At 70.3% G+C, this 20,822-nt stretch carries 15 protein-coding genes; 8 read left to right on the forward strand and 7 right to left on the reverse strand.

Going from position 1 to position 20,822, the window contains the following annotated elements:
* Nucleotides 1-67 precede the first annotated feature (67 nt).
* The 3 genes from ACWGDX_RS30155 (at nucleotide 68) to ACWGDX_RS30165 (ending at nucleotide 4,781) form a co-directional block, all read left to right on the forward strand.
* On the forward strand, nucleotides 68-2,425 hold the full coding sequence (locus ACWGDX_RS30155; protein ID WP_453630648.1) for a hypothetical protein: 2,358 nt from the start codon (nucleotides 68-70) through the stop codon (nucleotides 2,423-2,425).
* On the forward strand, nucleotides 2,422-3,750 hold the full coding sequence (locus ACWGDX_RS30160) for a hypothetical protein (RefSeq protein WP_453630650.1): 1,329 nt from the start codon (nucleotides 2,422-2,424) through the stop codon (nucleotides 3,748-3,750). Before ACWGDX_RS30155 ends, ACWGDX_RS30160 begins: the two co-directional genes overlap by 4 nt.
* Before the next feature lie 62 nt (nucleotides 3,751-3,812).
* Entirely contained in the window at nucleotides 3,813-4,781 is a 969-nt protein-coding gene (locus tag ACWGDX_RS30165; protein WP_453630652.1) for a hypothetical protein, read from the forward strand.
* A gap of 51 nt (nucleotides 4,782-4,832) precedes the next feature.
* Here the strand turns inward: ACWGDX_RS30165 and ACWGDX_RS30170 are convergent, their stop codons facing one another.
* Nucleotides 4,833-5,768: a helix-turn-helix domain-containing protein gene (locus ACWGDX_RS30170; RefSeq protein ID WP_453630654.1), complete on the reverse strand. Its 936-nt coding sequence runs from the start codon at nucleotides 5,766-5,768 to the stop codon at nucleotides 4,833-4,835.
* 169 nt (nucleotides 5,769-5,937) lie between these two features.
* Between ACWGDX_RS30170 and ACWGDX_RS30175 the strand changes: the two genes are divergently transcribed.
* Nucleotides 5,938-6,978 carry an NAD(P)-dependent alcohol dehydrogenase gene (locus ACWGDX_RS30175; RefSeq protein WP_453630656.1) on the forward strand — a complete coding sequence of 347 codons (1,041 nt, stop codon included), beginning with the start codon at nucleotides 5,938-5,940 and terminating at the stop codon, nucleotides 6,976-6,978.
* Between the two features lie 45 nt (nucleotides 6,979-7,023).
* On the opposite strand, the gene ACWGDX_RS30180 is transcribed toward ACWGDX_RS30175, so the two are convergent.
* From ACWGDX_RS30180 to ACWGDX_RS30200, 5 genes are all read right to left on the reverse strand, one after another.
* Nucleotides 7,024-7,806: an oxygenase MpaB family protein gene (locus ACWGDX_RS30180; RefSeq protein ID WP_453630658.1), complete on the reverse strand. Its 783-nt coding sequence runs from the start codon at nucleotides 7,804-7,806 to the stop codon at nucleotides 7,024-7,026.
* A complete protein-coding gene (locus ACWGDX_RS30185; protein ID WP_453630660.1) occupies nucleotides 7,803-9,041 on the reverse strand; it encodes an MAB_1171c family putative transporter in 1,239 nt (412 codons plus the stop codon). Before ACWGDX_RS30185 ends, ACWGDX_RS30180 begins: the two co-directional genes overlap by 4 nt.
* Nucleotides 9,042-9,123: 82 nt before the next feature.
* Entirely contained in the window at nucleotides 9,124-9,591 is a 468-nt protein-coding gene (locus tag ACWGDX_RS30190) for a hypothetical protein (RefSeq protein WP_453630662.1), read from the reverse strand.
* A gap of 92 nt (nucleotides 9,592-9,683) precedes the next feature.
* Nucleotides 9,684-10,208, reverse strand: a complete 525-nt coding sequence (locus tag ACWGDX_RS30195; protein ID WP_453630664.1) for a helix-turn-helix domain-containing protein — start codon at nucleotides 10,206-10,208, stop codon at nucleotides 9,684-9,686.
* 418 nt (nucleotides 10,209-10,626) lie between these two features.
* The gene (locus ACWGDX_RS30200) at nucleotides 10,627-14,412 is read right to left on the reverse strand and encodes an Ig-like domain repeat protein (RefSeq protein ID WP_453630666.1); all 3,786 of its coding nucleotides are present in this window, start codon (nucleotides 14,410-14,412) and stop codon (nucleotides 10,627-10,629) included.
* A gap of 446 nt (nucleotides 14,413-14,858) precedes the next feature.
* Here ACWGDX_RS30200 and ACWGDX_RS30205 point away from each other — a divergent pair, with 446 nt between their 5' ends.
* Both ACWGDX_RS30205 and ACWGDX_RS30210 read left to right on the forward strand, forming a co-directional pair.
* Nucleotides 14,859-15,848 (forward strand): ATP-grasp domain-containing protein, encoded by a 990-nt coding sequence (locus ACWGDX_RS30205; protein WP_453630668.1) that lies wholly within the window; start codon nucleotides 14,859-14,861, stop codon nucleotides 15,846-15,848.
* Between the two features lie 2 nt (nucleotides 15,849-15,850).
* Complete coding sequence (locus ACWGDX_RS30210; RefSeq protein WP_453630670.1) at nucleotides 15,851-17,095, forward strand: hypothetical protein; 1,245 nt, start codon at nucleotides 15,851-15,853, stop codon at nucleotides 17,093-17,095.
* 74 nt (nucleotides 17,096-17,169) lie between these two features.
* Here the strand turns inward: ACWGDX_RS30210 and ACWGDX_RS30215 are convergent, their stop codons facing one another.
* Nucleotides 17,170-18,192, reverse strand: coding sequence for a LuxR C-terminal-related transcriptional regulator (locus tag ACWGDX_RS30215; RefSeq protein ID WP_453630672.1), 1,023 nt, complete (start codon nucleotides 18,190-18,192; stop codon nucleotides 17,170-17,172).
* Nucleotides 18,193-18,558: 366 nt separating this feature from the next.
* Here ACWGDX_RS30215 and ACWGDX_RS30220 point away from each other — a divergent pair, with 366 nt between their 5' ends.
* Nucleotides 18,559-19,383 carry an enoyl-CoA hydratase/isomerase family protein gene (locus tag ACWGDX_RS30220; RefSeq protein WP_453630674.1) on the forward strand — a complete coding sequence of 275 codons (825 nt, stop codon included), beginning with the start codon at nucleotides 18,559-18,561 and terminating at the stop codon, nucleotides 19,381-19,383.
* Nucleotides 19,384-19,467: 84 nt separating this feature from the next.
* Nucleotides 19,468-20,808: a phenylacetate--CoA ligase family protein gene (locus ACWGDX_RS30225; protein ID WP_453630676.1), complete on the forward strand. Its 1,341-nt coding sequence runs from the start codon at nucleotides 19,468-19,470 to the stop codon at nucleotides 20,806-20,808.
* Nucleotides 20,809-20,822: the final 14 nt, after the last annotated feature.

Raw genomic sequence — 20,822 nt, forward strand, 5'->3', positions numbered from 1 at the left:
TCCAGGGATCGGCCACGCGCCCGCCCGGCAAGCGTTACTCTGCCGCGACGGGGTTCTGGGGGGCAACGTGGTAACGGCATCGGCACCGGCACGGGCGGTTTTAGTCGAGGGGGCGTCGTACAACGACCCCTCCTTATCCCTGCCACCGGGAATACGCAGAAACGTCGCCGAGGTACGGGACGTCCTCGCGGACCCGCTGATCGGCGCGATCGATCCCGAGAACTGTGATGTGGTGTTCTCGGACAACGGTGACGAGGTGCTCGACCGGGTCGCCGGGGCGGCGGCGGAGGACGGCCCCCTCATCGTCTACTGGACCGGTCACGGGGCCCTGACGGACGGCGAGTTGTTCCTCGCCGACCGGAACTCCGACGGTACCGACCTCGGCACCTGGATCTCGGCCCTCGATGTCGCCGACCGTATGACGTCGTCGCCGTCCCCGGGCCGGGCCGACCGTCTGCTCATCCTCGATGTCTGCTTCTCCTCCGGGCCCGAGCCCGGCCAGGTGCGTCCCCGTGGCATCAGACGCGCTCTGGACCGGCTGGCCCGGGAGGGCATCGCCGTCCTCTCCGCCGTCGGGACGAGCGCGCTGGGCTACGCGGTCAACACGTACTCGACGTCCGTCTTCACCAGCCATCTGGTGACGCTGCTGCGCGCGGGTATGGACTCCGGGGAGCGGGCGCTCCATCTCGGCTCCCTGCACCGCCAGTTGGCGTCCATGCTGCGCAGCGGCGGCTACCACGGCGCCTGTCTGCGCAACGCCGCCGGCTACCGGCCCTCCCTCGTGCTGAACAGGGCCCTGAACGAGCAGGAGTCCACCTATCTGCCCGCGCGGCTGGCCGCCGTATCCCTGCGCAGGGAGAGCACCCAGCGGCATGCCCTCGCTCTCGGACTCGCGGCGCCCGGCCCCGGCCCCCGCCCCGGCACCGGCACCGGCACCGGCACCGGCACCATGCCAGGCCCCACACCCGGCCCCGGTCCGGCGGCCGGTGTCACTCCGCCGGGGCGCGGCTTCAAACCCGTCCGCCCCTCGGACGACGCCGGTACGTTCTACAACGCCCTGCTGCGCAGCGGTTGCGGTTTCTCGCGGTCGAGCACCCATCTGCTCCAGGAGCCCGGCTCCTGGGAGGACGTACGGAACAACCTCAGAACGGTCGTGGACGAGAGCGACAACATGCTGCTCGTCTATATCGCCGCGCACGGGGTGGCCCGGATGGGCGACGGCGGGCTCGATCTGCTGCTGACCCTCTCACCGGGGGCGACCGTGCCCTTGAGCGAAGTGGTCGGTGAACTGAGCCGTTCCCTGGCGGAATCCGTCACCCTCATGGTCGATCTCGTCCGTACCGACGCCGCCGAGCAGACCACCGGGCAGGGCAGGGCCGCCGGCGGCACCGGCGGTTTTCCGCAGTGGCGCCGGCGTTCCGGGCTGAGCTGCCTCGACATCACCTGGCGCAACTCGGCCGGCGGCCTGCCGGTCACGGCCCCGGACGCGGTGGCGCTCGGCGGTGAACCGCACCTCGCGATGCTCAGCGCGCCAAGACGGTCGGGCCTGTTTCTGAACTCTCCGCTCGCCGGTGGCAGGGTCGCCGCCGCCTCGCGCCTGTGGGCGTTCTCCTCGCCCGGCAGACAGGTGTACGCCCTCGACCGTTCGGGCCCGCTCAGCCCCTGGAGCGCGCTGCTCCAGCTCACCGCTCCGGAGATCCTCTCCCGGGGGCCGCTCGCGGAGCGGGTCCTGGACTGGTCGCGGATGGAGCAGTTGCTCCCGGCCCCGTCGGTGCCGGAGCCCGCGCGGTTGCCGCCGCCCAAGAGACCGTCGCCGTCCGGGGCGGCCGAGTCCGCGCCGTCGGACGGCGAACACCCCTCGGACGCCGAACACCCCTCGGGTACGGAACACTCCTCCGGTACGGAACAGCCCCCGGACGCCGACCCGCCGGAGGACACGGAACAGCCGGCGGACGCCGACAGCTCCGCCGGCGCCGGCACCCCCTCGGACGGCGGCACCCCCTCCGGCACCCGCCGTCCCCCCGGCGCCAACCGTCCGCGCAAACGCGGGCACCGGGCCCGACTGCGGGTCCCCGACGGCGCGCTGCCCGCCCGTCCCGGCGCCCCGATCACCCTGACCTTCCTCCTCCAGCCGCTCGACGAGCCCTGGGAGCCCGATCCGGCCACGGACGCGACGGACGAACGCCCCTTGGACATCACCGTCCGCATGGACGCCTCGTCGGCCGAGGTGAGCCCCTCGCTGATGCATCTGCGGCTCACGGACGCGCGGGGGACCGCGCCGGGTGACTTCCGTATCACCCCCACCTCCGCCGGACCGGTCAAGCTGTTCATCGATGTCCTGCGCCGTGCCGACGGTGCCGTGATCCAGGAACTCACGGCCGAACTGCCCGCCCTCGACACGGAGGACCTGGCACCCTCACGATGACGCGGGACATATCCTTCACCACCGAATTCGACAGGTTCGACCATTACCGCGAGGTACCGCGGCACAACGGCGGGGTCGCCCACCGGACCATCCATCTGTTCTTCGAACAGCGCACCAGCGCGCCCGACTCCTTCACCGTGCGTATGCACGGCGACGCCGTCCCCTACGACGGGAACGGCGAATGGCGGGGGATCATGCGCCGTAAACCCTCGGAGATCGCCGTGGCGGTGCAGACCGCGCTCTCCTGCTGGTTCGACGACGTGGTGCGGTACCGGATCCCGGAGACCCGCAGGGAGTACTACTACGACAGCCTTCCGGTGGACTCCTTCGGCGCCGCGTTCGCCCAGGAACTGCTGCGGCCCGTCGGCCTCAAACTGGCCAGGGCCGGCCACAAGCTGCTGCAATTCCTCTTCACCGAGGGCGACGACGGCCTGAAGAGACTGTGGGAATCCCTGAAGGACGCCCTGCGACAGGGCGAACAGGTCATCACCGTCCACTCCGCGGACGTGTTCATCCCCTGGGGAATGCTCTACCTTCCACCGGATCCGGCGACGAGACTCAACGGCGCGGACGCGAAGTGGGAGCCCAGCGGGTTTCTCGGCTATACGCATCTGATCGAGCACAGCATCGGGCGGGCCGAGGGATACCACCATGTGATCAACGAGGAGGGGGGCGCGCTGCTGTCGGGGCTGCACCTCGACACCCGTATCCAGAAGGCCGGAGACACCCCGCCGGTCATCGACAACGTCCGGGGCCTGATGGAACGGCACTCCGAGATCGCGCTGCGCACCCGCAAGGACGAGGTGGCCGAGGCCTTCTGCGATCCGGGGGTGAACGAGCACGTGCTGCTCTTCGCGGCGCACGGCAGCGCGCTCACCTTCGGGGCGAACGGCCCGGCGGAGGCGCGTGTCGTCCTCACCGACGACGAACCCATCCGCTCCTCCGATTTCGAGTACTGGCGCAGCGAACGGAGCGAGCGTATGGCCAGCCCGCTCTGCTTCATGATGGTCTGCGCGGGCGGCCGAGCGGCACCGGCGCTGCACGAGGGGCTGGGGCTGGCGCTGCTGAATCTGGGGGTCGGCTGCCTGGTCGGACCGCAGGTCGACATTCCCAGAAGGTTCGCGAGCCATTACGCCTGCCGGTTCTTCGAGGCGTTCTTCAGGCCGGGCACCCGCGTCGCCCCGATAGCGCGGGATCTCGCGCGGAGCTATCTCGACGAACAGGCGACACCGCTCGGACTGGCGTTCACGCTCCTGCGCGGGATGGACAACCACATAGCGGCCGTTCCCGAGGATGCCGCTCCGGTGAAGGCGGGGAATCGATGAGACCGACCGGACGGGTCAGACATACGAGGCCCGGGAGACCGGCGAGGCCGGCCGGACCCCTGGTGGATCTGCTGGATCTGGACGGACAGGGGAATCTGCTCGCCCCCGACGGAAAGTCGGCAATCCCGCGTGACGAGATCGGCGCCGTACTGGAGGAGCGCCTTCACCTGGACGAGGGCGCGACGGACATCTTCGTGTACGTGCACGGCTGGCGCACCTCGAAGAAAAAGTCCCGGAAATCCGCCGGGCGGCTCTTCGAACTTCTCACGGAGCTGTACGGGAGACAGCCCGCGCGGTATCCGGAACTCGACGGATTCCGGCCGCACTACATCTGCGTACGGTGGCCCTCGTCCGGCGGCTACAGCACCGTCAGGGACCGGGCCGAGCGCATATCACGCGAGGGCCGGGCCGGGCGGGTGCTCGCGGGGCTGCTGGGGTATCTCAACGAGCGCCGTACGCTGCCCGATCCCGGCCCGGACATCCTGCGCAACGTCCACGGGCAGTATCTGCACTGTGTCGGGCACTCCTTCGGCGGCAGAGTCCTCACCACCGCCGTCATGGAGACGAGCGAACGTCTGCTGGACGGCCCGGACACACTGTCCTGGCCCTGGCAGGACGACAACTACCCGTGGACGGTGGACAGTCTCACGGTCTTCCAGATGGCGGTCCCGGCCGACGCCTTCGCCCATCCGCCGTTCTCGGCCCTCCTGGAGCGGAACATGCTCAACGCGCCCATCGCGTTGACGTTCACCCCACGGGACCGCGCGCTGGGCCGATGGCACCGGATCGGCGAGAAGGGCGCGAACGGCGTGGGCTTCCGCGGCGCGACCGAGGCGGCCGGCCCGATCCACACGACACTGCTGCGGCCCACGACCGACCCGTACGAGTTCCCCGATCCCCCGGCCAGGATCATCAATGTGAACGCCAGCCGCCTCTACCGCAGCACGCTCCCCGTCGCGGGGGCCCACTCGGACTACTTCCACCCCGAGTCGGCCCACCTCCTCCTCTCCCTGGCCGCCGCCGCCCGCTGAGGAAGGGGCGAGCGGACAGGGCGAAAAAGGGGGCGAGGGGATACGGCGCGGTCAGGTGCGGGTGGCGGGTTCCGGGTGGGTGGGGGCGGGGCCCCAGCTCGCGAGGAGGCGCAGGGTCTCGGCGGAGGGGGAGCCCGGTTCGGCGTGGTAGACGACCAGGGACTGCTCCGGGTCGTCCGGCAGGCTCAGGGCCTCGTACGAGAGCGTCAGCTCGCCGACCAGGGGGTGCCGCATGCGCTTCACGCCGTGGCTCTTCTCCTTCACGTCGTGCGTGGCCCACAGCCGCCGGAACACCTCGCTCTTCACGGACAGCTCCCCGACCAGCGCCGACAGCTCGGGGTCGTCCGGATGGCAGCCCGCGTACAGCCGCAGATAGCTGACCATGTCGGTCGCCTTGGTGTCCCAGTCCACGAACAGATCGTGGTAGGCGGGCGAGAGGAAGACCAGCCGCGCCCAGTTGCGCTCCCGGACCGGCAGCTTTCCCCAGTCCTCGAAGAGCGCGGCGGCCATCCGGTTCCAGGCGAGGATCTCGGAGCGCCGGCCGCCGATATAGGCGGGGACGCCCTCGATCGACTCCAGGAGCTGGCACAGGGCGCCCCGGACGTGCTGGGGCCGCATGGACGCCTGCCGCTTCTTCTGGGGCTTGGGGCTCGCGAGATGGACGAGATGGGCGTGCTCGGCGTCCGTGAGCCGCAGGGCGCGGGCGATCGCGCCGAGCACCTCGCTCGACACATTGCGCCCGTTGCCCTGCTCAAGGCGGATGTAGTACGCCACGGACACCCCGGCGAGCTGGGCCAGCTCCTCGCGCCGCAGGCCCGGTACGCGCCGGTGCCGGCCGATGTCGGGCAGCCCCACGTCCTCCGGCTTGAGCCTGGCCCGTCGGGTGCGGAGGAATTCGGCCAGCTCCGCCCGCCGGTCGAGGGACCCCGCCACGGGGGCGGGGGACCCCGTCGCGGGGGGCCGGGAGGGGACCGTCTGATCGTCCATGCCTCCAGTATTCCTGGTCGTACGCGTATCAGCCTGATCCCACCAGTAGTACGCACACTGGACGTACGTAAAGCGGTGACCTGGGTAATCGGGAGCCCGCGGTCCAGGCTGGTGAGCGTGCCCGGACAACACGGTTGCGGGCACGCGAGACTTTCCAGGAGAACCAGGCATGACCACCGTTGCCGCATACGCCGCTCCCGCCGCCAAGGCTCCGCTGGAGCGCACCACCATCGAACGCCGCCCGGTGGGCGAATTCGACGTCCTGATCGACATCAAGTTCGCCGGGATCTGCCACTCCGACATCCACCAGGTCCGGGACGGCTGGGGCAGGAGCATCTTCCCCATGGTCCCGGGCCACGAGATCGCCGGTGTCGTCGCCGAGACCGGCCCCGGCGTCACCAAGTTCGCCGTCGGCGACCGCGTGGGCGTCGGCTGCATGGTCGACTCCTGCCGCGAGTGCGAGAACTGCCTGGCGGGGCTTGAGCAGTACTGCCTCAACGGCAATGTCGTCACGTACAACGGGCGCGACAAGAACGGCGAGCCCACCTACGGCGGCTACTCCTCCCAGATCGTCGTCGACGAGAACTTCACCCTCCGCATCCCGGACGGCCTCTCCCTCGATGTCGCGGCGCCCCTGCTCTGCGCGGGCATCACGACGTACTCACCGCTGCGGCACTGGAACGCCGGTCCCGGCAAGAAGGTCGCGGTCCTCGGTATGGGCGGTCTCGGGCACATGGCTGTCAAGATCGCGCACGCGCTCGGCGCGGAGGTGACCGTGCTCAGCCAGTCGCTGCGCAAGCAGGACGACGGTCTGCGGCTGGGCGCGGACCACTACTACGCGACCGGTGACGCGGCGACCTTCGAGAAGCTGAGGGGCACCTTCGACCTCATCCTCTCCACGGTCTCCGCGCCGCTCCAGTTCGACGCGTTCCTCTCCCTGCTCAGGACGGACGGCGCGCTGGTGAACGTGGGCGCTCCCGAGGAGCCCGTCTCGCTCAACCTGTTCTCCCTCCTCGGCGGACGCAAGACCCTCGCGGGCTCGGGCATCGGCGGAATCCGGGAGACCCAGGAGATGCTGGACTTCTGCGCCGAGCACGGACTGGGCGCGGAGATCGAGCTGATCGCGGCGAGCGAGATCAACGACGCCTACGAGCGGGTGCTGGAGAGCGATGTCCGGTACCGCTTCGTGATCGACACCGCGACGATCTGAGGCGCGGCTCACCTGGGCCGCAGCGCGCCCGCCCAGGGCCCGGGATCACCCGCCGCCCCCGGTGACGCGGGCCCTCGCCCTGGACCGCAGGGCGCGGATCACCAGGGCGCGGACCGGTGCGGGCGGGCGCCGGACCTGGAGGGCCCTGCCCAGCGGGGCGTCCAGCAGGGACGCGGCCACCGCCGGGGCGAGCGCCGCCAGGGGGGCCGGGAGCCTCGCCGCCAGCAGGCCCCGGCTGGCGGACCGCCAGAGCGCGCGGGCCTCCTCGGTGGGGGCGAAGCGGTCGGCCTCGTAGCCGCGCATCCACTCCTCCACCCCGTCCAGACGCGCCCCGTCCGGACGCACCCCGTCCAGATGGCCGCCGCCCGGGGGCTCGGGCAGGCCCAGGGCGTCCGACAGGCCGCGGTGGAAGCCGTACGCCGCCTCCCGCTCGGCGTCCGTGACCGCCCGCCGCCCGTGGGTGTCGATGAACCGGAGCGGGCATACGGTGAAGCAGGCCAGGACGTAGTGCATCAGCTCGGGCGTGATGTCCGGCCGGTCGTGGATCCGGCGCAGCGCCTCGACGGTCCCGCGCCCCTCCGGGCTGTTCAGCCCCTGTCCGATCAGGGTGAACATGGCGACCCCGGTCGCCTTGGCGCGGGCGCGCGGTTCGCTGGTCATCCGGCCCGTGCCGTACAGCACCCGGGCGATCTCCGGGATGCCGAAGGTACGGATGAAGCCCAGGGTGAGTCCGAGGCGGGACTCCTCGGGCATCGTCTCCAGGACGAGCCGCGCGTAGGCCGGGTGGGCCGGGTCGGCGTGGTGCGCGCCACGCGTCTCCGCCGTCATCGGGCCGCGGTGGCGACGGCCAGCGCCTCGCCGGTCAGGGGCGCGTGCAGATGGCGGGCGACCCGTACGAGATGGGCCCGCTCCTCGGCCGGTTCCGCGTCCAGTCCCGGCAGGGGCACCTGGTCCTCGCGCGGACGCGGCGGAGCCCCGGCGTTCAGCGCGTCGACGGCGAACCGCAGCGCGGTGGCGACGATGAGGGCCGCGCGGTCGGCGTCGTCCAGCCCGGCCCGTTCCGCCGTGGCGGTGGCGGCGGTGACCACCACCGGGTCGACCCAGGGGCGCAGCGTCAGCTGCCCGTCGCGGATCTCCAGTCCGCGCCGGGCGGTACGCCACTCCAGATCCCGGAACGCCAGCCGCTCGGTCCAGGGCGACGCGGGCTCCTCCAGGGCGAGCCGCTCGTCCGCCCGGTACGCCAGGTCCCACAGCGGACGCAGCGCCTGGTAGTCGCGGCGCCGGTGCCTCCAGGCGGCGAGGGCGGGCCCGGCGAACCCGGCGGTGATGAGCACGGCCCCGAGCGCGGCGAACACGGGACCGAGGGCCGTGCTGAGCCACTCCGCCCCGCCGGTCTCCGCGAAGGCCGCCCCGATCGCGATCAGTTTGCACACGACATAGCCGCAGGCGACGAGCCCGCCGATGGCGATCAGCCGGATGCCCTCGCGCAGCGGGCCGTGCGGCAGCCGGGAGGCGTGTCCGAGACAGACCCGGCTGATGTCGAGCAGGGCGAAGCCGAACAGGGCCTGGTAGAGGACGAGGAAGAGCGCGATCTCCGGGATCGTCGCGAAGGTGGTGTCGAAGGTGAGCGGGGTCTCCGGGCCGCCGGCTCCCCCGGTGAGGAACAGGACGGCCATCACCGGCACCAGCACGGCGAACACCGCGAGCCGCGTACGCACCTGGCGCCAGGTGGCCGTGCCCGCCGCGTCCCACACCCGGTCGTCGGCGCGCTCCTTCGGGGGTGTCCACATACGGGCCAGCACCACGGCGCCCGCGGAGAAACAGGTGATGCCGAGATAGACCAGCAGGGTCGCCAGATTGCCGCGGTGCGCGATCCGGTCGATCAGCCGGTAGAGCACCGGGGCGGCCACCACGAACGCGGTCGCGGGGGCCGCGATCGTCAGGGCGACGACGAGCAGCCCCGGGGACGGGTCCCGCCGCCAGGCCCGTAGCTTCAGCCCGGCCACGGCCCAGGCCGCCGTGCCGATACCGAGATAGACGACGTTGAACGGTGTCTCGGACACGAACGACGCCTCGGCCAGGCCGGATACACCGGTGGCGGCGGGCCATATGGAGGCTACGGATAATCCTGATACGACAGATATGTCAGACATGCTGCCCTTTACGGTGCTCCAGCGCGGGCGCCAGTTGGGATGTGGTCCCGGCGCCGGGCGCCAGTACGAGGGTACGGGTCAACTCGGCCCCCAGGATCTCCGCCTCCTCCTCCGCCGCCCCGTCGTAGTGGGAGCGGCCGAGCACCAGCCGGATCATGTCGGCGTCGATGGTGGGCAGTTCGACCTCGGCCGCGCTCTCGTCCGGGTCCGGGGGCTCGGCGAGATGCCCGCACAGCAGATGCGCGAGTTCATGGCAGATGATGTGGGCCTGGTGCAGCCCCGAGGTCTCCTGCTCGAAATGGATCACGTCGGCGTCCGCGCGGCGTTCGACGAAGCCCGACGGCTCGCCCAGCCGCATCCGCCGCGGCACCAGCCGTACGGGACGTCCCGCCCGTTCCGCGACCGTCGCGCAGAGTTCCTCCACCGTGCTCATCTCCGGCAGATCCAGCTGTCTGACCATGGCCCGCATCCGGCGGCGGGTACGTCCAAGATCTCGCACGTCGTTCCCATCAGCCGGCCGCCAGTGCCCCAACGGCGTTTGCTGGTACTCGGTCACGCTTCCGGGGCCTCGGAGGCTTCGGAACCCCCGGAAGGCCCGGAGGCGTCGAGAGGCCCGGAGGCGTCGGGGGTCTCCGGCAGTCCGACCGCCTTGCGCAGCTGCTCCACCACCGTGAGGGCGGCGTCCTGCATCTCGGGGGGCAGCCCGGCCGCCCGCATCGCGATGCGCTCCACCCGGGCGTCCCGCAGCGCCTCTATCTTCCGCAGATCCCGCTCCACGGCCTGGGCGGTGGCGGAGTCGCTGAAGTAGTTCAGCGGGACACCGAAGAACGTGGCGATCTTCACCGCGTTCTCCAGGCTGGGTTTCTGGGTGCCCTTGCGGAGATTCCCGATATAGGTGCCGCTCAGGCCGGTTCCCTCGGCGATCTCCGAGTCGCGCCAGGGACGGCCCAGGTCCTTCGGGTAGATCACCGAGATCACGCGCCGGAAGCGAGCCGCGAAGTCCAGGGAGCCCGTCGGCTCCTCCCCTTCGCCTGGTCGAAGAGCCGACGCCCTTGAGCGTGGAGAATCGGTGGCCATGGCCCGGATCATAGGACTCTTCGGCCGTCAGCGGGGATCTTGCCGTCGTACAGAATTGAACGATCGTGGCGAGTGAGCGGGTGAACCATGCGCTCCGGACGGTGAATCACCGTCAACTGTCCACCGGGCAATCAACTTTAGTTGACTTATGCGCGGCGCAGGGAGCAGGATCGAGGACGCTGGCGCAGCACGTCGAGGCCGTTCCGCGGCCGCGCCCGGCACCACGGGCGCTGGGCGCCGCTGCCCCACGGGGGTGGGCAACAGTGCCCGGCGCCGGAGCCCTCCGGCCGGCACCGGGCATGGACGCGGAAGCGGGGGAGGCGCCGGCCGGCACCTCCCCCCACTCGTCCCGCTCGCCCCGTACGCCGTCAGCCGGACCCTGTCGGGGCGGGCGTCGGGCCGGGCCGGTCCGCTCGGCTCAGGTCAGCTTCACCTGCTTCTTGGGCGAGGTGCTGGAGGAGAAGTTCTTGTCCCCCGCGTAGACGGCCGTGACCGTCGCCGTGCCCTTCACGTTCGGCAGCTTGACCGTGAAGCTGATCACGCCCTTCTTGGCGGCCGTCAGAGAGACCTTGGTGGTGGTCGACTTGCCGCCCGCCTTGGCGGTCACCGTGATCGTGCCGGTCGGATAGGCCGCGGCGCTGTGGCCGCTCACCGACACCTTGACCGACTCGGACTTGCCGCGCGCCAGCTTGGTCTTGGAGAGCGTCAGCGAGGTCGCCGTCTTCTGCTTGACGACCGTGAGCTTCTGCGAGGCGATTCCGCTGGGCTCCACGAAGTCGGTGCCCTGGTACTGCACGGACACCGTGTGCGCGCCGACGGTGAGCGACGCGGGCAGCTTGAAGGTGCCCGCTCCGGACGATCCGACCTTCGCCGTCAGTGAGCCGGTCCCGTACGAGACCTTCACCGAGCCGTTGGTCGCGCCGGCCACCGAGAAGACTCCCGAGACCGCGTGGCCGTAGCCGACCGACTTGACCGTCAGTGCCATGGCGATCGCGCTGCGGCCCTTGGTCAGGACGAGCTGCACCGGGTCCGACGCCGAGGTGTCGGCCGACGCGGTACCGCCGAAGGTGGCGGTGAAGGTGTGGGTCCCGGCCTTGAAACCGGCGGGAATCCGCAGGGACGCCGTGCCGCCGGTGGCCGCGGCCGTGCCGAGAACGGTGGTGCCGTCCCGGAAGGTGACCGTACCGCCGTCGGATCCGGCGCCGGTGACCTTCGCCGTCAGCGTGACCGCCTGGCTGATCCCCGGTGCGGCCGGGCTGAGGGCGAGCGCCGTCGTGGTGGTCGCGAGGACCTCCACGCCCGCCGTCGCCGTATAGCCGGAGCCCGCGCCGACCGCGCTGATCTTCGCGCTTCCGTAGGGCTGGTCCGCGGGGACGGCGCCCTGGAAGGACACCGTGCCGTCGGCCGCGGCGACCGCGCTGCCGAGTACGGCGGAACCGAGCGTGAACGCCACGCTCTCGCCGTCGCGGTAGCCGCTCCCGGTGACCGTGACCGTGGCGCCCGGCTCGGGCCTGGTGTCACCGACGCTCAGCGCGCCCGGCTTGGACAGGGCCGTGTACTCGGCACAGACGTCGCCCTGGACACCGACCACGGGCGCGGGGGTGGCCGTCCCGGTCAGTCCGTCGTCCTCGCGGACCGTGATGGTGCCGAAGTCCCCGCTGCCGAGGACGGCGTTGGTGGAGTTGGAGACCCCGATCTTGTAGGCGGTGGTGGGGGTCGCCCCGGCGGCGGTGTCGCCCGACGCCGGGATGTCGACCACCTGGCAGGTGGTGCCCGGCGCGAAGGTGACCTTCTGCATGGCGAGTCCGACCTTGCCGGTCGCCGAACCGACCACCGTGACATAGGCGGAGACCGGGGTGGCGGCGGCCCGCGACAGATAGACCGCGGCCTGGGCGGCACCCGGGCCGTTGCCCTCCTCGGTCCTGGTCGACGCGATGTTGACGGCGGGACGGCCCTGCGGGCTCGGCTTGCCGAGGCTCTTGTTCTCGAAGACGAGATCCGAGAGATAGACACCGCCGGCCGCGGTGGCGTCGGCGCCGGCCGCACCGGTGAAGGTGACCTTGGTGATGTGCTTCAGATCGAGACCGGCCCCGGCGAGGGTCGCGGTCGGGACCGCCACCTGCTGGAGGACGATCTTGCCGAGCTGGGTCGCCCCGCTGGCCGGCATCCTGGTGACGCCCCAGGGGTTGAGGGCGGAGACCGGGCTGCTCCAGCTGTGCCCGGCGGAGTCGGTGACGCCCAGCGTCATGTCGGTGCCCGTGACGACGCTCTCGTCGGGCGACATGTGCACGGTCATCTCGTCGTAGCCCGACACGTTCTGCTGGGCGGACGGGAGGGTCACCCCGAGCGCGCCGGTCGTCGCCGTCCAGGTCAGATGCGTCATCACGTTCAGCGGTACGTTCGGTGCGAACGAGGCCGGAGTCCAGTGCGGCACCTGCTGGTTGCTGAGGGTGCTGCCCGGGTTGGTGCACAGCGGGTAGGGCTGCGGAACGGTACGCCCCGACTTGCTGGCGCAGATCACGGCCGTGGCCGTCGAGGTGGTGCCGGTCAGCGGGCTGGTGGTCTTGAACGAGGTGATGTCACGGCGGGCCGAGGACGGCTGCTGCGCCACCGTACGGACGTCCGCGAAGGCGGCCACCGACGGCGGGGTGAGCTGCGAGCCGTCGAAGTAGCCCCGGAACTGGGTCCGGCCGCGCAGCGTCGCCTCGAAGAACCCGGATATGTACGCGGCGCCCAGCTTGTACTGCTGGTCGGCGGTGATCCGGATGTTCTTGCCGGAGGCCAGGGCCGCGGCGCTCGTACCGCAGACCGGGTCCGCGGTGTTCGACCAGTCGTCGGAACCGCCCGGGGAGGGCGGTGTCCACTGCGAGTTGAAGAAGTTGTGGTCGGCGCCCATGACCCAGAAGTTGGAGCGCAGCACATCGTCGGAGAACGCGCTCCGCGAGTCGGCGTAGAAGTGCTGCCCCTGCTGGTCGGAGACATCGCCGTCGCAGTACGGCAGCAGCGTGGTGGTGATCACGTCCGGCAGCGTGGTGCGGGTGAAGTCGACCGGCGCCAGGGGCAGTACGGACTTGATCTGCCACGGGTCCGGCAGGGCCGCGTTGAGGGCTCCCGCCGAGACGACGCCCTCGCCGCCGCGTGAGTGGCCCATCAGCCCGATCGAGCTGAAGTCCATGGAGCCGACGAGCTGGGCGGCGGTCACCTCGCCGCCGGGGTAGGTGGCCTTCCCCGCGGTCAGCGCCTGCTCCAGCGTGACGTCCTTGTCGGTCACCGCGTCGTGCTGGACGACGGGCTCGCCCGCGTTGGCCTTCTTCAGCATGGCCAGGGTGTCGAGGACGAGCTGACCGCGGCTGGCCGCGCCGTTGTCCGGCGAGAGCTGGTTGTCGTTGGCGTTGATGGCGTTCGCCGAGACCGACACCACCGTCACACCGTCGGCCGCCAGCGCCTCGGCGGCGGCGTCGTAACCGGCGTAGCTGAGGATCGGCGCGGTGCCGGGCGCACAGGGCCAGCCGCTCGCGCCGCGCAGGGTCGTGAGGTTGTAGCAGGAGCTGTGGCGGCCGTGCAGGAAGACCGCGACCGGGTGGGGCTTGCCGTCGGTCGGCAGATAGACGCGCCCCTGGAACTCACCGCGGATACCGCCGATATCGGTGAGCGCGATCGACTGCGCGCCGAAGTCGTAGTCGGCGATCGTGTACGAGCCCTTGCCGATGGTGGTGGGATCGTCGGCCGACGTGTCCGGCCCCGGGTCCGCCACGAGCGCCTTGGACTCGGTGAGCCTCTGTGCCTTGGCCTGGGCCGACGGCGACAGCAGGCTGGTGGGTCCGGTGGCGGTGCTGTCGCCGCCGCTGGACCACTGCCAGGTGATCTCCTCGGCCGCGGCCACCGAGTCGTCGGCGGTCGTGACCGTCAGGGTGTGCCCGTCCGCGGACTCCGCGGCCGGACCCAGGTCCGTTCCGTCCGCGACGAGTTCGGGCGCGTCACCCTTGACGGGGAGCGGAGTGTCCAGTTCGAGGGACACGACATATCCGCCGGCCGCCCGGGAAACGGTCCATCCGTCGCCCGACCGGACCACGGGGGAGTCCGAGTCCGTCGCGGCGGCGGCGACCGGAGCCCCGAGCACCGACAGCGCGCTCAGCGCCACCAGTCCCGCGACGCCGGCGGCGAGCGGACGCAGACGCGTCCGCGTGGGTCTTGGTATGTCCACGAGTGCCTGACCTCACTTTCGAGCGTACGGACGACAGCCGTCCGCACGCGGCGCGTCCGAGGACGCGATGCATCGATTGATCGAGAGCCGGGCAAACGTTCACATCTCAACCATCTTTATTGGGTAATGAAACTCAGAAGTTTCATATTTTTGATCTCTACGTCATCGAAAACGGGTTGAACGATGACGCGTCGGATATATCGCCCGCCGGTCCTGACCTGCGCTTTCGTAAAACGCGAAACAAAGGGCGGAACGCGCGGTTCCGGGGCGGAAGTTGTCCCCGGCCCACCCCTGTCGTATCGGCGCAAGGCGAAGATCCGAGCCCCTGACGGCGGGAGCGCGCCCGGGGATTGCTGCGAGAGTGAGGGGCCGCTGTGCCGCGTCCCCGGCGGGGGCGTACCGCCGCCGCGATCAGTCCATGAGGTCTCCCGTAGGAGTATGCGATCGTGCCGACCGAGCGCCTGGTGACCTGGATCTGCCACCCCGACGACTTTCTGCCGGAGTATGTGGACAAGATCACCGCACAGATGACGGAGCGCTGGGCGGAACCCTGCGCCCGGCACGGCTTCGCCTTCCGGTTCATCGCGGCCAACGAACTGGTGCCCGCGAGCACGGACCGGCCGCGGCTGTGGCACGCGGGGGTGGATCTGCTGGAGACCCGCCAGGCGTACATCGTCGACGACGTCAGCGGTGACCCGCAGGCCACGCACTTCCTGCGGGGGATCTACCGCACGATCGACGCCAGCGACTCCGTCCTGCTCAACCGGTCACTCCTCGGGCCCGAGTGCCTGGAGCGGGACAAACTGGCCATTCTGGCGCGGGCGTCGACGCTCGGGATCCGGACGCCCCGCACGGTGGCGCTGCCCTTCGGCCGGTACGCGCGCAAGGGTCTGGACGTCATCCGCAAGGAGATCGGCGAGGGCCCGTACATCCTCAAGGCGCGGGAGATGGGCATCGGTTTCGGGGTGCTCAAGCTGGACAGTCACGAGCAGCTCCGCGCCGCGGTCGACATCGTCTCCCAGACGGGGCAGAGCTATATCGTCCAGGAGTATCTGCCCAACACCGGGGATCTGCGGGTGGCGATGGTCGAGGGGAAGTTCGCCGCCAGCATGCTGCGCAGACCGGCCGAGGGTGCCTATCTCGCCAATCTCACCCAGGGCGGGAACGCGAGCGCCAACCCCGATGTCGCCGCCGTACTGGGCGATGTGGAGCGGATCGTGGCGGATCTCCAGGCCGGTTATCTCTGTGTCGACTGGCTGCTGACCGAGGATGGTCCCGTACTCGGTGAATGGGGCACCGCCATGGCCGAGTTCTCCTCCATGCCCGAACCCGCCAGGTCCCAGCTCGCCGATGCCTTCTTCCCCTGGGTCGGCCGGCTGCTGTCCGGGACCGCGGCGCCCGCCGTGACCCGCGAAGTGACCCGCCGAGGACAGTGAGCATGACGAAGACCACGACAGAGGCGGACGCGTCGGAGGCGGTCTCGCATCCGCCCGCCGTCGGAGCGGGCCTGGGCTTCAGCCTGTTCTCCAACCTCGGTCTGGCGATCGTCCTGACACTGCTTCCGGTGACGGTGCTGCACGGCGGCCGGATCGTCCCGTCCGTCTTCTCCTTCGCGCTCTCCGTCCATGTCGGGTCGGCGCTGGTGGGCGCGGTGCTCACACCGGTCGTGTTCAGCCGGGTCCATCCGGGCTGGATCCTGACGATCGCGTCCATGCTGAAGGCCGCCGGGGTGGCCACGGTCGCGATCAGCACCACGGCCCCGGCCCTCTGTCTCTTCGCGGTGCTGGCCGGCCTCGGGGTGGGCGTCTCACGCCCCGCGGTGCGCTCGCTCCTGATGAGCGCGGCCGGTGAGAACCGCCGTGCCCAGGTGTTCCAGATCTTCTTCATCCTGCTGAACACCGCCTATGTGCTGGCCCCGCTCGCCGCCGGTCCGATCGGCAGGACGGGTGTGCCCGCGCTGTTCGCGCTGGCCGCCGTGGAGGTGGGCGTCGGACTCACGGTCGGACTGCTCGCCCGCGGGCTGGACTTCGCGCTCCCGCCCCGGGGTCCGGGAGGGATGCGCAGACGGCTGGCGGTCCTCAGGAACCCGGCCGCGGCGGTGGTCCTCGGCTACACCTTCGCGATCTACTTCGCGATGGGCTTCCTCTACTCGATGGTGCTGCTGTACGAGGTGGTCAACCCCGAACTGGCCGAGCACCGCACGCTGTTCCTGAGCTATCAGCCGCTGGCCATCATCGCCATCCAGCTCGCCCTGCTGCCGTTCTTCGCCAAGCTGGGGCGCGGCGCGCTGTATCCGGCCGTCGCGGTGGCCGGCGGTACGGGGCTGGTGCTGTCGTTCACCACCAGTCTGCCGCTGGTCCTCGCGGGACTGACGCTCTTCGCGATCGCGGAGTCCCTGGCCTTTCCCAAGATCCAGGTGGAGGCCGCCGAGACCGTGCCCCAGAACCGGCTCACCGATGTCTTCGCCCTGGTCAGTGTGGTCACGGCGGTCGGTGAGATCGTCGGCAACATGGCGGCGGGGCTCGCGGTCAGCAGCTCGCTGTCCTGGCTCCCCCGGCCCGCGCACTCCGGAATGGCGGTCGGTCTGCTGGCCGGGGTGGTGCTGCTCGTCGGCGGTATCGCCCTCATCCGGTCCATCACACCGGCGGGCGCCCTGCCGCGGCCAGAGGGGCGGAAGTCCTGACGCCGCGGGAGATCCCGTCGTCGCGGGAGATCCCGTCGTCGCGAGGGATTCCGTCGTCGCGAGGGATCCCGGCATCACGACGGCGTTCGGTCACGGCCGTCTATGACCCGGCCCAGCAGATATCCGGCGTGCATACGGTTACGGGCGCCGATCCGCGACATGATCTCCGATATATGGCGCTGACAGGTCCGCAGCGACATACCCATGCGGCGGGCGATCACCTTGTCCTCAAGGCCTTCGACCAGCAACCGCGAAATGGAGAGCTGGATTTCCACGGACGTCCCCTTGACCTGCCCCCGGTCGTAGGAGACGGGAAACGGACGGGCCGCGGGCCAGGCCCGTTCGAACGTGTGGACCACGAAATCCACGATGCTCAGCTCACCGACGACCACGGCTCCGTCCTGATCGCCGTGCAACGGGAGGACCGCGATTTCCCGGTCGAATACGATCATTCGCATCAGCGCGTCGCTGAGCATACGGACATCGACCCCGAGCGGCGTCACATGTTTCACATAGTCGACCGTGACCTTGCTGAACTGAGCGGTGTGCTGATAGATCGTGCGCATCGAGATTCCCCGTCGCAGCACCGATTCCGTGCGCTCCAGCGCTTCGTCCAGTACATCGGCCGGCCGCGCGCCGCCCGGCTGTGAGGTGAGGATTTCCTGCCGCGCTCCCGCGGAAAGCTCCGTCAGCGCTTTCCGTACGGCCGCGACCTCGGGCAGAACCTCTATCTGCGGGCGGCTCCGCCGCTCCGCGGGACTCTGTTCATAGATCCTGGTGAGCGTGTCCAGCTCCGTCATCAGCCGTATGATCCGGCGCTGACGGTCCTCCAGCTGCCGTACGGCAGGGGCGATGAGCCAGGCTCCGGCTATCCGCGGTGACCCAGGTGCGTAGGTCCCGTCGTCGGTCGGCCGGAGCAGTCGTAACTCCGCGAGGCGGTCGGCCAGCCGTGCCGCCTCGGCCTCTCCGACACCGAGAGCCTCGGCGAGTCCCGTTAAGGAAGCATTCCCGGCACCGCAAACATATTCGTACGCCTCGGTGATCCTGTCGTCGCCGGGAAACGGGGAGCTGTCGACCGGTTGCAGTGGCTCCATCATCTCGCTACCTCACATCCGAACAATCCGAATCATATCCATTTGGGCGATTGGATGTACTTTCCACCCAACATATTTCCGCCTGGCGGCGATGCGACATGTCGCCGCGCTGGAGGCGCCCCGCACCACCTGGCACATTTATGATGCGTAGGCACTGATGGATTCAGGGGGGAATTAAATCGTGCAGCGCGTGACCAGTCATTCCGCGAGTCATTCCGCGAGTCATTCCGCGAACCGTTCCGCCAGTGGTTCCGCCAGTGGTTCCGCGCGGGCCGGAATTCTCGGGTGGGGCCTCCGTTCCGACCATCTGGACTCCGCCGGTCCGAGCTCCGGCGATCCGAACTCCGGCGACGATCTGGGCTGGGGCTGATGTCCGGGCTCCGCTACGGAGAGTACATCCTCGTTCACCGGCTCGACAGTGGCCGAGTGGCGGAGCTCGTACTGAACCGTCCCGACCGGATGAACGCGGTCTCCGCCGAGCTGGGGGCCTCCCTGGCCGCCGCCACCGCGGATCTCGCGGACGACCCGTCCGTCGGCGTCACCGTGATCACCTCCAGCAGTGAACGCGCCTTCTGTGTGGGCGCCGACCTCAAGGAACGCCGCGACTACAGCGAGGCGGACCGGACCGCCGCCCGCCCCGGCAGCCGTGCGGTCTACGCGGGTGTACTGGCGCTTCCGATGCCGGTCGTCGCCGCGGTCGCGGGCTACGCACTGGGCGGCGGCTACGAGATCGCGCTCTCCTGCGATGTCATCGTGGCGGACCCCGGCGCGACCGTGGGGCTGCCCGAGACCACCGTCGGGGTCATTCCCGGCGGCGGCGGCACCCAGCTGCTGCCCCGGCGGGTGGGCGCGGCCACCGCGGCGCATCTCGTCTTCAGCGGACGCCGGGTGCCGGCCGCCGAGGCGTACGACCTGGGGCTGGTGGACTTCCTGGCGCCCGCGGGCCAGGTCCGTGCCACGGCGCTCGACCTCGCCCGTACCTACGCCGCCAACTCACCCGTGGCGCTCCGGGCGGCCAAGCGTGCCCTGCGGCTGGGACACGGCAAGGACCTCGCGGCGGGCCTCGACGCCGAGGACGCCGCCTGGCACACCGTCGCGCTCTCGGCCGACTGGGCCGAGGGCGTCGCGGCCTTCAACGACAGACGCACGCCGGACTGGCCCGGATATCGCACGGCAATCGACAGCCGCCCCTGACCCGGGGCGGCTTTTTCCGAAACAACCGATCGCGCGGGGGAGAATATGCTGCGGGAGACCGATCCATCACCGAGATTCCCTGACATGCCCCCCGGCGGCCCGTCCTGGGGACCGTCCGGAATCGAGCTGGCCGAGAATCTCGACACACTGTCACGGGCCCGGCTCGAAGAAATCCAGCAGCGCAATCTCGCGGTGACCGTGAACGCCCTCCGGGAGAATCCGCGGGTGGCCGCGAGCTGGCCGGGAGCGCTCGATCTCCGGGTGGCCCGCGATCTGCTCAAGCTGCCGCTGTTCTCCCCCGCCGCTCTCCAGGAGACCTGTCCGCCCGCCTCGGAGAACCTCGTCCTCGGTGACGCCTCCGCCGGGCTCGTCCTGCGCTCCAGCGGGACGTCCGGACTCCGCAAGATGATCTACCACTCCTGGCAGTTCAGCCGACGTGTCTCCTATCTCGGCGCCCGCGGTGTACGCGCCGCGCTCAGGCCGCGTCCCCGGCGCGTCGCCAACTTCCTCTATCCCGCCGAGCTGAACGGCGCGTTCGGCTTCGCGCAGGAGGTCACCGAGCTGCTGCCCGCGATGGCCTTCCCGATGGGCAGCAGCGCCCTCGCCTCCGCCGAGACGCCCGAGGTGCTGCGCGACCACCGGGTCGACACCGTCATCTGCTCACCCTCCGCGGGCACCCAGCTCCTGACCGGCGACCACACCCGTGAACTCCTGCGCTGTGTCACCAACTTCCTCTACATAGGGGAGATCCTCGGGGAGAGCAGGGAGCGCCGGCTGGACGAGATCCGGCCCGATCTGACGGTCCGCTCGTTCTCCTACTCCACCAGCGAGACCGGCCCCATCGGCTACCAGTGCGCCTATCAGAGCGGCTCGACCCACCATCTCCACGAGGACGTCCTCGTCGTCGAGGTCATCGACACGGACGCCGAGCGGATCCAGCCGGACGGGCGCGTCGGCGAGGTCGTCGTCACGACGCTCACCGACTCCGGGATGCCGTTGCTGCGCTACCAGGTCGGTGACGAGGGATTCATCGAGACCGCGCCCTGCCTGTGCGGCAGCGCCGCCCGGCAGCTGACCCTCACGGGACGCGTCGGCCAGTCCATGAACGTGGACAGCACCACCATCTCCCGTGACCTCGTGATGGAACGGCTCGGGACGCTGGGTATCACCGACCCCGCCGACTGCCAGTTCCAGGTGGTCCAGCACGATCCCGGCTTCTCGATCAGGCTGCTGCTCTCCGACCGTACGCCGGCGGGGGTCACGGCCGAGGACGCCGTCGCCGCCCTGCACGGCGCGTACCACATGGGGAGGGTCTTCACCGCGCCCTCCTACCGCGGTCTGACGCTGGAGCGGGTCGACGGCTCGGCGTTCCACCACACCGCACGAGGCAAGACACCGTTCTTCGTGGAGCGGTCCGCCGGCTGACCGCCGTCGGCCGA

This window comes from Streptomyces sp. NPDC055025 (genome assembly GCF_053608565.1).